15 protein-coding genes are annotated in these 14,005 nt (G+C 32.9%); 10 read left to right on the top strand and 5 right to left on the bottom strand.

From position 1 onward, the window contains the following. Positions 1-49: 49 nt before the first annotated feature. Both H6589_06815 and H6589_06810 read right to left on the bottom strand, forming a co-directional pair. Positions 50-3,625 (bottom strand): hypothetical protein, encoded by a 3,576-nt coding sequence (locus H6589_06815; GenBank protein MCB9174302.1) that lies wholly within the window; start codon positions 3,623-3,625, stop codon positions 50-52. Positions 3,626-3,669: 44 nt separating this feature from the next. Further along, entirely contained in the window at positions 3,670-4,539 is an 870-nt protein-coding gene (locus H6589_06810; GenBank protein ID MCB9174301.1) for an ABC transporter ATP-binding protein, read from the bottom strand. Between the two features lie 115 nt (positions 4,540-4,654). On the opposite strand from H6589_06810, the gene arfB reads away from it, so the two are divergent. The 10 genes from arfB to H6589_06760 all read left to right on the top strand — a co-directional run bounded on the left by arfB (position 4,655) and on the right by H6589_06760 (position 12,308). Next, complete coding sequence (gene arfB, locus H6589_06805; GenBank protein ID MCB9174300.1) at positions 4,655-5,056, top strand: aminoacyl-tRNA hydrolase; 402 nt, start codon at positions 4,655-4,657, stop codon at positions 5,054-5,056. A 57-nt stretch (positions 5,057-5,113) separates the two neighbouring features. Then, a complete protein-coding gene (locus H6589_06800; protein ID MCB9174299.1) occupies positions 5,114-5,512 on the top strand; it encodes a GxxExxY protein in 399 nt (132 codons plus the stop codon). 217 nt (positions 5,513-5,729) lie between these two features. Continuing rightward, positions 5,730-6,509, top strand: coding sequence for a diaminopimelate epimerase (locus tag H6589_06795; protein ID MCB9174298.1), 780 nt, complete (start codon positions 5,730-5,732; stop codon positions 6,507-6,509). A 49-nt stretch (positions 6,510-6,558) separates the two neighbouring features. Continuing rightward, positions 6,559-7,113: a hypothetical protein gene (locus H6589_06790; GenBank protein ID MCB9174297.1), complete on the top strand. Its 555-nt coding sequence runs from the start codon at positions 6,559-6,561 to the stop codon at positions 7,111-7,113. Between the two features lie 19 nt (positions 7,114-7,132). Next, entirely contained in the window at positions 7,133-7,597 is a 465-nt protein-coding gene (locus tag H6589_06785) for a GNAT family N-acetyltransferase (GenBank protein ID MCB9174296.1), read from the top strand. A gap of 7 nt (positions 7,598-7,604) precedes the next feature. Beyond that, positions 7,605-8,648 (top strand): endolytic transglycosylase MltG, encoded by a 1,044-nt coding sequence (gene mltG, locus H6589_06780; protein MCB9174295.1) that lies wholly within the window; start codon positions 7,605-7,607, stop codon positions 8,646-8,648. Between the two features lie 10 nt (positions 8,649-8,658). After that, positions 8,659-9,144: a cytidine deaminase gene (locus H6589_06775; protein ID MCB9174294.1), complete on the top strand. Its 486-nt coding sequence runs from the start codon at positions 8,659-8,661 to the stop codon at positions 9,142-9,144. A 59-nt stretch (positions 9,145-9,203) separates the two neighbouring features. Beyond that, a complete protein-coding gene (gene pdhA, locus H6589_06770) occupies positions 9,204-10,202 on the top strand; it encodes a pyruvate dehydrogenase (acetyl-transferring) E1 component subunit alpha (protein MCB9174293.1) in 999 nt (332 codons plus the stop codon). Positions 10,203-10,280: 78 nt separating this feature from the next. Beyond that, positions 10,281-11,888 (top strand): pyruvate dehydrogenase complex dihydrolipoamide acetyltransferase, encoded by a 1,608-nt coding sequence (locus H6589_06765; GenBank protein MCB9174292.1) that lies wholly within the window; start codon positions 10,281-10,283, stop codon positions 11,886-11,888. 21 nt (positions 11,889-11,909) lie between these two features. Beyond that, positions 11,910-12,308 carry a hypothetical protein gene (locus tag H6589_06760; protein ID MCB9174291.1) on the top strand — a complete coding sequence of 133 codons (399 nt, stop codon included), beginning with the start codon at positions 11,910-11,912 and terminating at the stop codon, positions 12,306-12,308. 6 nt (positions 12,309-12,314) lie between these two features. Here the strand turns inward: H6589_06760 and H6589_06755 are convergent, their stop codons facing one another. The 3 genes from H6589_06755 to H6589_06745 are packed head-to-tail and all read right to left on the bottom strand — an operon-like array spanning position 12,315 to position 13,999. After that, the gene (locus tag H6589_06755; GenBank protein MCB9174290.1) at positions 12,315-13,301 is read right to left on the bottom strand and encodes a YitT family protein; all 987 of its coding nucleotides are present in this window, start codon (positions 13,299-13,301) and stop codon (positions 12,315-12,317) included. Positions 13,302-13,310: 9 nt separating this feature from the next. Then, positions 13,311-13,748: a hypothetical protein gene (locus H6589_06750; protein MCB9174289.1), complete on the bottom strand. Its 438-nt coding sequence runs from the start codon at positions 13,746-13,748 to the stop codon at positions 13,311-13,313. Between the two features lie 5 nt (positions 13,749-13,753). Next, positions 13,754-13,999 carry a hypothetical protein gene (locus H6589_06745; protein MCB9174288.1) on the bottom strand — a complete coding sequence of 82 codons (246 nt, stop codon included), beginning with the start codon at positions 13,997-13,999 and terminating at the stop codon, positions 13,754-13,756. Between the last annotated feature and the right edge of the window lie 6 nt (positions 14,000-14,005).

The raw sequence follows: 14,005 nt of genomic DNA, 5'->3' as shown, positions 1-14,005 counted from the left end.
ATTTATATGTAAAAAGGAAGAGCGTTCAACTTGAACGCTCTTCCTTTTTTTATTCATTAACTGATAAACTTTTTACATTGTCGTCGTAAACTCGTTCTATTAAAATTTTACGCGGGTCGATGGCAGCTTTAACGGGCAGACTGTCCATTAAAAATGTAAAGTTCATTTGTTGTTTGTTAAACTTCACTCTTTTCTCAAACAATAGTTTTTTCTCGTCAGCATCAGCATACACACCAATATCAACCCAATCGTTCAATTTAACTTTGGTTTCATTTCCTATAGTATCGGCTTTTAGTTTGTATGCTTCAATATTCAAACTTACTTCATATTTACTGTTTACTTTTTTGTAAGTAGCCTCTTTTAACCTGAAATCGTACAACGTAATTTCTTTAAACCAATCGGTAATTAAATATTTTAACGAATCTGGCACTTTTGGTTCTAGATGTTTTAAGAAATCTAACGAAGTTGGGTAAGGAGGCTCTTTGTAACGATACTCCTCTAAAAAGGTTTTTAATGCAGCATTTACTATCGATTCGCCAATGTAATCTTGTAAAGCATACATAATAACACTTCCTTTTCCGTAATGGATGTGTCCTTGGTTTTCTACTTTATAAAGTGGTAATTCTTTTTCTACTTCGCTGCTTCTACCTCTTAAATATCTGCTTAAATCGTATTTTAAAAACTCTTTCATTTTAACAGAATCTTTTACAGAGTTTTTCATCACCATTAAGGCAGAATATTCGGCAAAGCTTTCGCTTAACATGGTGCTTCCTTGCATGGTTGCTCCAACTACTTGGTGTGCCCACCATTGATGTCCCATTTCATGTGCAATTACCGCGTCAATTACGTTATTGTCTTCTTCATCTTCAAGGTTAATGATAAAACCTAACGATTCAGAGTAAGGCATTGTTCCAGGGAAAGCTTGAGCAAAACTCGCATATCTTGGAAACTCAATAATTCGAGCCTGTTTGTGGTAATACGGGCCAAAATGTTCGGTGTAATATTTTAACGATTTTTCCAAAGCATTTAACATCATTTCAATGTTATCAGTGTGCTTGTTGTTGAAATAGACTTCCAAATCAATACCGTTCCATTTTCTTCGAGCAACTTCATATTCTGCCGACATAAATGCGTAGAAATTTTGAGAAGGATGATCAAGTTTGTACTGGTAGTGATTTCTATCACCATCTTTCCATTCTTTAACCAAAGTACCCGGTGCAATAGCTATTTGTTTGCTACTGGTTGATATAAAGGTTTCTACATTTACCCAATCGGCCCTACCATTGCTTAAATAATTTACCATACAGTTTTTACCGCAATTCGATTCCAATTCAGGCATTCTGTTTTTCTCTGGTAAATCGTATTTTTTACGGGTATTTTTATCGCCTATCTCGTAACCTTCGTTGTAACCAAGGTTTGGTAAAATATCAAAATTATTAAAGAACGTACCATTTTTAACTACGCTAGTATTGCTTACCTCGTTTTCAAAACCAACGGTAACACACGATGCTTGTATAACCATGTTTAATGATTCGTTTGGCATCAAAGGTTGGTCTAATTGATAGATGAGGTAATCAAATTTTTCGTCGTTCAATACCAGTTTAGCATTTTTAAGATGAACTTTTTGGTTCCATTTTCTGTCAATGGTGAAATGCAAGCTGTCTATTTGAGCGTTGGTTTTATTTACCATTTTTATTCCAACCAGTACGTTCACATTTCTAGTTTCAGGAGATATGTCAATGTGATATTGAGTAGCTGTAATTTTTGGCAGATTAACATTTTCGTATTTCTTATAGGTTTTTTCATACTCTGCTTGTAGTTTTTCAAATTCATCAGAGGTTTTGTATTTGTTTAGCACTTGTGTATTGTAATAAACAACCGAAAGAACACTTAACCAAGCAATAACAGAAATAGCAATAATGAAGGTGTATTTTTTTGAAAACTGTTTGCCAGAAGATTTTAATCGACTCATAAAACCACCTGCAACACCACGAATCCATAGTAAACCCGCAAACAACAAAAACATTAAACCAAACAGTAACCAATAACTGTTAAACCACAACACACCAGTTAATGCTGGCCCAAAGCTATTCATGTCTGAATAGGTAGAACTTGGAGTTGCCCCAACTTTAATCATGTTGGTTTCTATTTCTAATATCAAGAAAATAATGTCTAACAAAAACAAAAAGATGATGGAAATAAAATAACCTAAATACTTGTTGTTTATGGCAACTTGAATAAAAATTAAAATCATCGACCAGGTAACATATTTTGGTAATGAGTTGTAGATAAAATCTAAAAAGTAAACATCGAGTTCAATTCTGGTAAAGCCATTCAATAATTGATAAAGAATAGCAATTACAATTAAAAATAAGTTGATTAAAGAAGTAACAACTACTAACGAAAGTGCCTTTGAAATTAATGAGGTAATTGAGAAGTGAGGGGTTGCATCAATTACTTCATTAATGTGACTTGACCTGTCTTTCCAAATTAATTCACCACTAAAAAATACAAGAATAATGATGACAAAAATTGCTGAAACATTATTTATTTCGTCTATCATAATATAGGTGAGAGGGTAAGATTTTAAACCAAAATATTCAAACCCACCAAAGAAGTTGCTAATTAAAATAATTGCACTAAAAGCAAACAAAATTTTAAAAGTTGTACTTTTTAAAATGCTTAATAAATTGATTTTTAAGAAACTTTTAAAAATGGCGAATTGGCTAGCCATATTAAAGTTTAAGCTTACTGTTGGAAGCTTAAATAGCACGGTGTTTTTTTTCTCAGCTTTTATTTCTTTTGCTTTACGCTGTTTTTCGGTAAAAGAAAAAGATAGGTATGATAAGAAAAGTACAATTGCCCCAAGAGCAGACCATAATATTCTGTTGTATAACAATAAACCATCAAAACCTACCGAAATGGTGTTTTTCTCAATAGGTGTAAAGTATTTAGCATCAATACTATAAGCACGTATTCCGAATGTGTCAGCTAAAGCACCAATTACTTCATTTTCAATGTCAGAAAGTAATGTTCCTGAAACGATGTAACCTATAATTATAATTAATGTTCCAACAAATGAAATAACCGTGCTTTTCCATTTGTTTGCCATGGCAAAAATAATTGCTCCAGCAAAAAACATATTTGGTAGTATAAACAATAGGTAGTTGTTTATAAACGAAGCAGCATAAAAAGGTCCAATTCGGTCAGCATCTATCCATCCTGCGGCAGGTCCAATTATAGAACCGAAATAAAAACCTATAAAAACACCTAGAAGTGGAATGGTAGATAATACCAATGCTCCGAAAAATCGTCCAAAAAAGTAAACAGATTTTTTAATGGGTGTAGAAAAAAGTATTTCGTTAAAATCGTTTTCATAGTCGCGTAAAGCTGCACTATTAAAAAATGCAGTAGCTATCATTAATCCAAAAATGGAAAGAATAGCTACATAGTTAGTAATAACGTGTGGTGCATTTCTATAAACATTACCAACTGTACCGCCAATAACTACATTGTCGCTAACCACAGCTGCAAAAACCAGTAAACTAATAATTAATAGAAATATATAAATCATGGGGCGTTTTAGTGCCGTGATGATTTCTTTTATAAAAAACTCTTTAAACATTTGTTAAGTAATAAAGTTTGTAAAGTGAAAAGATTGAATGTTGGTTAACCATTAATTTTAGTAAAGAATACATCTTCTAAATTTGGCTCAACAGATTCAAAACCTTCTCCCGGGTTCGATTCAGAAAGTATGTGAATCAATGGATTTCCTGCAACCATTTTATCAGAAATAACTTTGAAGTTTTTTTGATATTCTTCAACTTCATTTCTAGCAATTGATTTCTGCCAAACTTGTCCTTTTAATTCTTGCAACACATTGTTTGGAGTTCCTTTATAAACAATCTGACCTAAATTCATGATTGCCATATTCGAACACAATTCTCTTACATCATCAACAATGTGAGTAGAAAGGATTATGATAACCTCTTGTCCAACATCAGCTAATAAATTATGGAAACGATTTCTTTCTCCTGGGTCTAAACCAGCAGTTGGCTCATCAACAATAATCAATTGTGGATTTCCAATCAATGCTTGAGCAATACCAACACGTTGTTTCATACCGCCAGAAAAACCTTTTACAGATTTAGCCCTTTGTTCGTATAGGTTAACTTTTTGAAGCAAGTAACCCACCAATTCTTTACGTACCTTACTACTTGTTATTCCCTTTAAAATTGCAATATGGTCTAACAACTGCTCGGCAGTAATTTTCGGATATACGCCAAATTCTTGAGGCAAGTACCCTAATACTTTACGCAGTTCTATCGGATTATTTAAAATATCAATATCGTTTAAAAAAGCGGTGCCGCTATCTGCATCTTGCAAAGTAGCTAATGTTCTCATTAACGACGATTTTCCTGCTCCATTCGGACCAAGTAAACCAAACATTCCGTTTGTAATTTCAATATTTACATTGTCTAAAGCTTTGACACCGTTAGGATAAACTTTAGTTAGATTTTCTATTTTTAGAGTTGCCATAAAATACTGTTAATCAATTTATTTTTCAAATATAGGTTACTGACGATTTGATTGAAGCAAAAGTTACACTAAAGGTAAAATGGAGCAGTTGAACGGTTTTATTAACTTTGTGGAAATGAATAAGGAACAACTCTATCAAGAATTAAGCTTTAAAACCAGTAGGAGTGGAGGAGCGGGAGGGCAACACGTTAATAAAGTGTCGTCGAAGGTAGAATTGATTTTTGATGTAAATAAATCGTTGCAGTTCAGTGAGGAACAAAAGAGTATCATCTTTTTTAAATTGGCTAATAGAATAGATAATGAGGGTTTGTTGCATTTACAATGTGATGAAACACGTAGTCAGTTAAAGAATAAAGAAATTGTTTTAGAACGATTGATTAATTTATTAGAAACTGCTTTAAAACCAGTTAAAAAAAGAAAACCAAGCAAGCCTAGTAAATCATCAATAAGAAAAAGACTAGAGAGCAAGAAAAAACTTTCAGATAAAAAAGGTTCAAGAAGGTTTAAAATGGATTAATTTTGAAAACATTGGCTCGCAAAGACGCAAAGTTCGCAAAGGATATAATAAGACATAATGAATAAAAAAGGTACTAATTTATCGGAGAATGATTTAGCGAAGATTTTGGTAAACATCTTTATTAAAGTTCATCGTGTGTTAGGTCCTGGGTTGTTAGAATCTGTATATGAATCAGCAATTTGCTTCGAACTTGAGAAATTAGAAATACCTTATAATCGTCAACCTGAAATAGCTGTTTTTTATGAAGATGTAAAAATGGATGTTGGGTTTAGAGCTGATATTATTGTTGAAGATAAATTGATAATTGAAATTAAATCTGTTTCATCTTTAACAGCAATACATCACAAACAATTACTAACTTATTTAAGATTAACAGACATGAAATTAGGTCTTTTGGTTAATTTTAACGAAGTTTTAGTAAAAGATGGAATAACAAGAATTGTAAATAATTTATAAAAAAAACTTTGCGAACTTTGCGTCTTTGCGAGAAAAAAAAGAAGTTTTCTTATTCTCAGTCACTAGTTTTCAGTCTAAAAAAAGAGGTAGAAGGGAATAAAAAAACTTTGCGAACTTTGCGTCTTTGCGAGAATATAAATTATAAAGAAGAGATAACTAGATTGTAATAAATTATAAAAAATTTGCGTCTTCTCGAGAAAAATAAGTAGTATCAATAATGAAATTGACATTTTATAAATACCAAGGAACAGGAAACGATTTTGTTATGATTGATAATCGTACAAATGTTTTTGATAAGACTAATTTAAAATTGGTTCAACAGCTTTGCGACAGAAAGTTTGGTATTGGTGCAGATGGTTTAATTTTAATCGAAAACATTGCTGATTTAGATTTTAATATGGTCTATTTTAATGCAGATGGAAGTCAAAGTTTTTGTGGGAATGGAAGTAGATGTGCAGTATCTTTTGCAAAGTATTTAGGTATTATTCAAAGTCAAGCCATGTTTTTATCTACCGATGGGGAGCATGAAGCATGGATAAACCAAAATGGTGAAGTGAGTTTGAAAATGCACGATGTTGAAACAATAGAAAAAGGAGAAACGCATTATTTTATCAATACGGGTTCGCCTCATTACATTGTCAATGTTGATGATGTTGATGGTGTAAATGTATTTGAAGAAGGTAAGAAAATTCGCTACAACGATAGGTTTAAACAAGAAGGAACGAATGTGAATTTCGTAAATTATAAACAAGATTGTTTGGATATTAGAACTTACGAAAGAGGAGTAGAAGATGAGACATTATCGTGTGGAACAGGTGTAACAGCTGCAGCGTTGAGTTGGGCGGATAAGAATAGTTCGCCTGCGGGGAAAATACAAGTAAACACTAAAGGTGGAGCTTTACAAGTTGCTTTTAAGCGAACAGATACCAGAGGTTTTAATGATATTTGGTTAATCGGTCCTGCTGAAATGGTTTTTAAAGGAGAGCTGTTAATTTGAAAAAATGACTACTTTAAACTAATACCCTCATAAACTCATAACCTTATTTATGTCTTTTTCTATTCCAATCACAAAAAATATAACCGAAATAAACCTCCAACAAGGAGTTTTTATTTTTATTCACCGAGCAAGTAAAGTGCCTCCACATATTGGCATGGTGGTAAATGGCTTGTTGTTCGAAATATCTACTGTTGGTCCGGGGTATACTTACAAAGCTATTGACTTATTAAAAACGGCTCAAAAAAGAGGAGTGGAATTGATTTTTTTAGAATTGAAAGAATCAGCTCAAAATCCGAATGAATTACAAGAAACAATTACCGATTTAGTTAAACATTATCATAAAGTTGATGAGGAAATTACTTGTCTTTTTCCAATAAAAGATTTTATTCAAGAGGTTTATCATGTTGATGTTTCCAAAGCAAATTTTATTTTTGATTTGTTACCAATTTTATATAAAAATAATTGTATAACAAATGGTTACGAAGTTAATTTGACTGATAAGTTGAAGAGTAGCTCGTTTGAACTTAAAAAGTACACCAAGCAAGATGTGGATAAATGTATTGCAGCTGTAAATCGCAAAAACAAACTTGAAGTTAGTTGCTAAACATATTTTTCTAAGAAATATGACTGTAGCTGATGCTTCAGTTGTTTTGGAATGGGAAAATAATCCTGAAAATTGGGAAGTGAGCGATACAAAAGAACCATTTACAGCTCAAGAAATTGATGACTTTGTTCGTTTGCCACAAGATATAAACAGCCAACAACAATTACGGTTAATGATTTGTGAAAGCAAAATGGGTAAACCTATTGGATGTATCGATTTGTTTGAATTTGAAAAAGGAAAATCGGCAGGAATAGGAGTTTTAATTGCTAATAAAAACTATAGAAACATGGGATTCGCTACCGAAGCATTAAAGCAAGTAATTAATTATTGCAGAAATGAACTAAAGCTTGCTTATATCTTCTGTAACATTTATAAAAATAATAAAGCAAGTATTCGTTTATTTGAAAACTGTGGATTTGAATTTGTTGAACAGCGATTGTTAAATCAACAAAAAGTGAATTATTTTGAACTAAAAATGTGGTAAGTTAGTGATGAAAATGTTTAAAAAAGTTGTTGTTTCAGTTTTGCTTATTGGATTACTAATAGGTGCCTATGTTGGTTACAACATGTATACACGTATTTACCAACCCAACGTAACATTAAAAAAAGGAAAAACGGATTATTTCTATATTAAAACGGGTTCAACTTTTAGTGATGTAAGCAATGGTTTATACGAAGGAGGTTATATTAAAAATAGGACTTCTTTTGAGTGGGTTGCTGAAAAGAAATCAAACTTTAAAACCAACATAAAACCAGGTAGATATTTACTTAGAGATGGCATGAACAATAACGAGTTGGTTGATTTGTTGAGGTCTGGAAAACAAGAACCCGTTAAAATATCATTCGATCATATCAGAACGGTTAAAGAATTGGCTGGTAAGCTATCAAAAAATATTGAGGCAGATAGTTTATCGACCTATACATTGCTTACCGACAAGGAATTTATTAATAGCTATGGATTCAATTCAAACACCATTTTATCATTGTTTATTCCTAATACCTATGAGTTTTATTGGAACACTTCCTCCGAGGAATTGGTAAAACGTATGGCTACCGAATACAAGAATTTTTGGAATGAAGATCGTAAAGCAAAAGCAAAAAAAATGAACTTAACGCAATCTGAAGTTTCTACCTTGGCATCTATTGTTCAGGCAGAACAATCAATGCGAGTAGATGAACGACCACGTGTGGCAGGTTTGTATGTAAACAGATTAAAAAAGGGAATGTTGCTGCAATCAGACCCAACGGTAATTTATGCTGTTGGAGATTTTGAAATAAGAAGGGTAACAGGGAAACATTTAGCGATTGACTCGCCTTACAATACCTATAAAAGAACGGGGTTGCCACCTGGTCCAATTGTGCTACCAAGCATTAAATCACTCGATGCTGTATTGAACTACGAAAAACACAATTATATTTACATGTGTGCAAAAGAAGATTTATCAGGCTACCATAATTTTGCAGTAAACTATGATGAACACATGGCTAATGCTCGCAGGTATCAGAAAGAATTAAACAGAAGAAACATTCATTAAATTTTATTCCGTGATAGAAAAAAACATATCCATATCTTATCAAGAATACAACACCTTAAGTGAGTTGAGCAAAGCAGATGTAGACTTAGTTTTGGCTGCCGAGAAAAATTTAGCTAATTCATATTCTCCTTATTCCTTGTTTAAAGTGAGTTCACTTATTCGTTTCGAAACAGGAGAAACGGTGTTAGGAACAAATCAAGAAAATGCTGCTTATCCGTCTGGTTTGTGTGCCGAACGTGTGGCTATTTTTTCTGGTAAATCTACTTATCCTAACAAAAATATTGATACCATTATAATTGTAACGGAACAAGGAAATCCAACACCATTTTCTCCTTGTGGTGGTTGCCGACAAGTACTAATGGAATATGAAATGGCACAAAAAAAACCGATTAGAGCCATTCTAAAATCGGGCGATTCAAAAGTTTGGATTTTTGATAGCATTAGTGCTTTCCTACCTTTTGCATTCAATGCCGACCACATCTTAAAAAAAGAGTGATTTTTTAAATTCGAAATTCACATCTAAATATATTAAATTTGCACATTAATTAAACAAACATGGCAAAAAAAATCACCTTCTCAAAAGAACAATACTTGGCTTGGTACGAGTCAATGTTATTGATGAGAAAATTTGAAGAAAAATTAAGTCAGTTGTACATACAACGTAAGTTTGGAGGTTTCCTTCACTTGTATATAGGTCAAGAAGCAGTTGTTGCGGGAGCAGTTTCTGCAACTTTACCAGAAGATAAAATGATTACTGCTTATCGTTGCCACGCTCACCCGCTTGGTAGAGGAACTGATCCCAAATACATGATGGCAGAATTGTATGGTAAAACTACAGGTTTATCAAAAGGTAAAGGTGGTTCTATGCACATGTTTGATGTTAGTAAGCATGTTTACGGTGGACATGGTATTGTTGGAGGTCAAATTCCATTAGGAGCAGGTTTAGCTTTTGCAGATAAATATAGAGGTGAAAACCATGTAACCATGTGTTCTATGGGTGATGGAGCTATTCGTCAAGGAGCTTTGCACGAGGCATTTAATATGGCTATGATTTGGAAATTACCTGTTATTTACATTATTGAGAATAACAAATATGCTATGGGTACTTCTGTTGAACGTACTTCAAATGTAACAGAACTGTATAAAATTGGTTTAAGTTATGATATGCCAGGAGAAGCAGTTGATGGGATGGATGTTGAAGCAGTTCACCATGCTATAGCTAAAGCAGCAAAATGGTGTAGAGATGGAAAAGGTCCTTATTTGTTAGAAATGGAAACCTATCGTTTTAAAGGTCATTCCATGTCAGATCCTAGAAAGTACAGAACCAAAGAAGAGGAAGAAAACTACCAAAACGAAGACCCAATTGAAAAGGTGTTAAAAACCATTCGAGCAAATAAATATGCTACTGAAAAACAATTGGAGGCTATACAAGCTAAAATTAAAAAACAAATTGAAGATGCTATAAAGTTTGCTGAAGAATCACCTCTTCCAGAACCTGATGACATGTATAACGAAATTTACGCAGAACCTAATTACCCATTTATAAAAGATTAAAACTTGAGTTTAGAAGGTTAAAGTAAAAGTGATTATAAAAACTTTTAACTTTTAACTTTTAACTTTAAACTGAAAAATATGGCTGAAATAGTAAGAATGCCCAAGTTAAGTGATACCATGACAGAAGGAGTTGTGGCTAAATGGCATAAAAAAATAGGAGATACGGTTAAAGAAGGCGATTTATTAGCTGAAATTGAAACAGATAAAGCTACAATGGAGTTCGAATCTTTTGTAGATGGAACTTTATTGCATATTGGAGTGCCTGAAAAAGGTGCTGCTCCAGTTGATTCTATCTTGGCCATTTTTGGTAAAAAAGGCGAGGATATTTCTTCATTACTTTCTGGCGGTTCTGCTCCAACAACAAAAGCCGAAGCTAAAAAAGAAGTTGTAGAAGAACCACAAGCTAAAGTTGAGGTAAAAACTGTAGATACGTCAAATATTAAAGCAACAGTAATAAAAATGCCCAAGTTAAGCGATACCATGACAGAAGGAGTTGTGGCTAAATGGCATAAAAAAGTGGGTGATAAAGTTGCTTCTGGTGATTTGCTTGCAGATATTGAAACTGATAAGGCAACAATGGAATTTGAATCGTTTGAAGATGGAGTTTTGTTGTATATAGGAATTGAAAACGGAGGTAGTGCTCCTGTAGATGCCGTTTTAGCAATAATTGGAGAGAAAGGTGCTGATTATAAATCTTTGTTAGCGAATAGTTCTCAGGTGTCAGTTGACAGTTCTCAGTCTACAGTTAGCAGTTCACATCACCCAAAACCTATCACTCACCACTCACCACCCATTACCCAAACCCCATCACCCATTACTCAACATTCAACACAAAGGGTTATAGCCTCTCCTTTAGCCAAGAAAATGGCTGCTGATAGAAATATCAATTTGGCTCAAATTAAAGGTACTGGAGATGGCGGTAGAATTACCAAAACTGATATAGAGAATTATAACGGTTCTTCAGGTGGTGCTTTTTCAACATTTATTGGGGTGGAAAAATATACCGAAGAGCCTGTTTCACAAATGCGTAAAACCATTGCTCGTCGATTAGGAGAAAGCAAGTTTTCTGCACCACACTTCTATTTAACTATAGAGATGGATATGGATAACGCCATTAGTGCAAGAAATTCTATCAATGCCATCGAAGGAGTTAAAATTTCGTTTAACGATATCGTAATTAAAGCTGTTGCTGCAGCATTAAAAAAACATCCAAAGGTAAACAGTTCTTGGTTGGGCGACAAAATTCGCTACAACGAACATGTCAACATTGGTGTAGCAGTTGCGGTTGATGAAGGTTTATTAGTACCAGTTGTACGTTTTGCAGATGGTAAATCGTTAAGCCAAATAAGTAGTGAAGTAAGAACTTTTGCTCAAAAGGCAAAAGATAAAAAATTACAACCTCAAGATTGGGAAGGTAGCACGTTTACTATTTCTAATTTAGGAATGTTTGGAATAGATGAATTTACAGCTATTATTAATCCGCCAGATGCTTGTATTATGGCTGTTGGTGGTATAAAACAAGTGCCAGTAATTAAAAATGGTCAGATTGTACCCGGAAACACCATGAAAGTAACCTTGAGTTGCGATCATAGAGTTGTTGATGGTGCATCGGGAGCCGCATTTTTACAAACTTTTAAAAATTACATTGAAAATCCAGTGGTATTGTTGGGCGCTCAAAATATTTAATTCACAAAAAAACTGAAAGCTATGGGAATGAAAGAAAACGATTATTTATGTCCAAAATGTAAAGGACATTTAAATGTAGGTGGATTTTTAATTTTTGCAACAGAAACTCACCGTAAACATAAAGGCTTAATAATGTTAAGCCCAAAAGTGGGAGAGTACAGCTATAAACATCATTCTAAATTTTCGTTAGAAAAAGGAGAGATGGCGGAGTTTATTTGTCCTATTTGCCACCATAATTTAACAGCAGCTAAAAATAAAGACCATGCCATGATAATGATGGTTGGCGCTGAAGATAACTGCGATTACGAATTGTATTTTTCTAAAAAAGCGGGTAACAAAAGTACCTATGTTGTTGCAAAAGATGAGATAGAAGCTTTTGGTGAAGATGCTATGGATATAGAAGACTTGTTTTACGAGTAAGAATATTTAGTGAGCTAAAGCTCTTTTCTTGATGATGCCTCCTTTTGTATCCTTAACACTATTCATTACAACAAAAGCCGTAGGTTCAATTTTTTCTATTTCGGTGTTTAGCTTATTTAATTCTAGTCGTGTAACTACAGTATAAATAATGTCGACATCATTTGTTTGGTTTCTTTCTCCATATCCACGTTTACCATTATAAATGGTAACGCCTCGTCCCATTTTATTTATTATCATAAGTCTTATTTCTTCACTGTGTGTTGCTACTATCGTAACACCTATGTATTCATCAATACCTTCAATAATAAAATCTAGCGTTTTTGATGCAGCCAAATAAGTAATCATTGAATATAATGCAATTTCAATAGAAAGTAAATAAGCTGCAGAAGAGAAAATGATGACGTTAATAATGGCAATAATATCACCAAGAGTAGCACCGAATTTACGGCTTAAATAAATAGCAAGGACTTCTGTTCCATCAATTACTGCACCACCTCTAACTGAAAGACCAATGCCTGCTCCAAGAAAGAAACCACCAAAAATAGCAACCAATAAATTATCGTTAGTAACATTAGGAAAATCAACAGTTGCAACACATAAAGCTAATCCAGAAATGGCTAAAGTTGTTTTAAAAGCAAACTGTTTTCCAAGTATTTTGTAACCAAGAAAAACAAAAGGTAGGTTTATTCCAATAATCAAGATATAAAGTGGTATTTCGGTTAGGGCTGAAATTAATAATGAAATCCCAGTAGCACCTCCATCAATAAAATGATTGGTTAATAGAAACCCTTTAAAACCAAAAGAAGCAGAAAATATACCAATGGAAATTAAGAAGAAATCTTTAATGTGGCGTTTTACAATAATAAGTAATTCTCTATAACCTTTTGCAAGTTTGTAATCGGAATAGGGTTTGTTTTTTGACTTGTTGTCAAGGTTTTTATCTTTTCGTTTTAATGTTGTTTGAATAATAATGTTAGTCCACAGTGAATTCATTTTATTTTTTTAATTAAGATTATTTATTGTTCTATAACTTTTTACAAAATTGTAAAAACCGACTAAAAACAAAACAGGACCGATTCTAAAATGTTTACCCGAAAAATTTGAGTTTACATCTTGAATTAAAGACCAAGATTCGGCTGTAAATGCTATAAAAGTTATTGTTAGGAAGATAAACAGGGATGTGTTTTTTACAATGTTAACATCTTTATTTATACGGATTAGAAGCAATCCAAAGATTACAAATAATATATATCCAAAAAAAGTAGAAGTTAACTCTGGTTCATTTGAGCTACCTGCATAATCGAAGATTGAAGGGATAATAGTTATCCAAAAGTTATGAAGCTCAAAGCCATCCGATAAATTGAATCGCATTCTAAATACACTTGAAAAGACTAGTCCAAGTAATAAAAATAAAAGTGCTATTTTTTGTTTAATATTCATTACTATCAAATAACAAAATTCATTTTTTCTTTAAAATCACTTTCATTAATAATGTCCCAATGGTTTTCGTAATCAAACGTCATGTCGTAAATAAAGTTGCGGTCGGGCAATATTTTAGCTTCAAAAGAATAAAACTTCCATAAATTACCTTCTCGTTTTATTTCTTCAAAACTTGTTTTAGAAACAATTTTAAAATACGATTGATTGTTTTTATACTTTCTAAATTGGGGATATTTCACATCGTTAACCATGTTTCA

The sequence above is a fragment of the Flavobacteriales bacterium genome, assembly GCA_020635795.1.
In the GTDB taxonomy this organism is placed as follows: Bacteria; Bacteroidota; Bacteroidia; order Flavobacteriales_E; family Vicingaceae; genus Vicingus.
Note: the sequence above shows the minus strand (reverse complement) of the source record. Positions and strands in the feature narration are given on the sequence as shown.

Coding starts and splice junctions, on each gene's coding strand:
- H6589_06815 (MCB9174302.1), bottom strand. CDS start 3,625: ATGTTTAAAGAGTTTTTTATAAAAGAAATCATCACGGCACTAAAACGC.
- H6589_06810 (MCB9174301.1), bottom strand. CDS start 4,539: ATGGCAACTCTAAAAATAGAAAATCTAACTAAAGTTTATCCTAACGGT.
- arfB (MCB9174300.1), top strand. CDS start 4,655: ATGAATAAGGAACAACTCTATCAAGAATTAAGCTTTAAAACCAGTAGG.
- H6589_06800 (MCB9174299.1), top strand. CDS start 5,114: ATGAATAAAAAAGGTACTAATTTATCGGAGAATGATTTAGCGAAGATT.
- H6589_06795 (MCB9174298.1), top strand. CDS start 5,730: ATGAAATTGACATTTTATAAATACCAAGGAACAGGAAACGATTTTGTT.
- H6589_06790 (MCB9174297.1), top strand. CDS start 6,559: ATGTCTTTTTCTATTCCAATCACAAAAAATATAACCGAAATAAACCTC.
- H6589_06785 (MCB9174296.1), top strand. CDS start 7,133: ATGACTGTAGCTGATGCTTCAGTTGTTTTGGAATGGGAAAATAATCCT.
- mltG (MCB9174295.1), top strand. CDS start 7,605: ATGAAAATGTTTAAAAAAGTTGTTGTTTCAGTTTTGCTTATTGGATTA.
- pdhA (MCB9174293.1), top strand. CDS start 9,204: ATGGCAAAAAAAATCACCTTCTCAAAAGAACAATACTTGGCTTGGTAC.
- H6589_06765 (MCB9174292.1), top strand. CDS start 10,281: ATGGCTGAAATAGTAAGAATGCCCAAGTTAAGTGATACCATGACAGAA.
- H6589_06760 (MCB9174291.1), top strand. CDS start 11,910: ATGGGAATGAAAGAAAACGATTATTTATGTCCAAAATGTAAAGGACAT.
- H6589_06755 (MCB9174290.1), bottom strand. CDS start 13,301: ATGAATTCACTGTGGACTAACATTATTATTCAAACAACATTAAAACGA.
- H6589_06750 (MCB9174289.1), bottom strand. CDS start 13,748: ATGAATATTAAACAAAAAATAGCACTTTTATTTTTATTACTTGGACTA.
- H6589_06745 (MCB9174288.1), bottom strand. CDS start 13,999: ATGGTTAACGATGTGAAATATCCCCAATTTAGAAAGTATAAAAACAAT.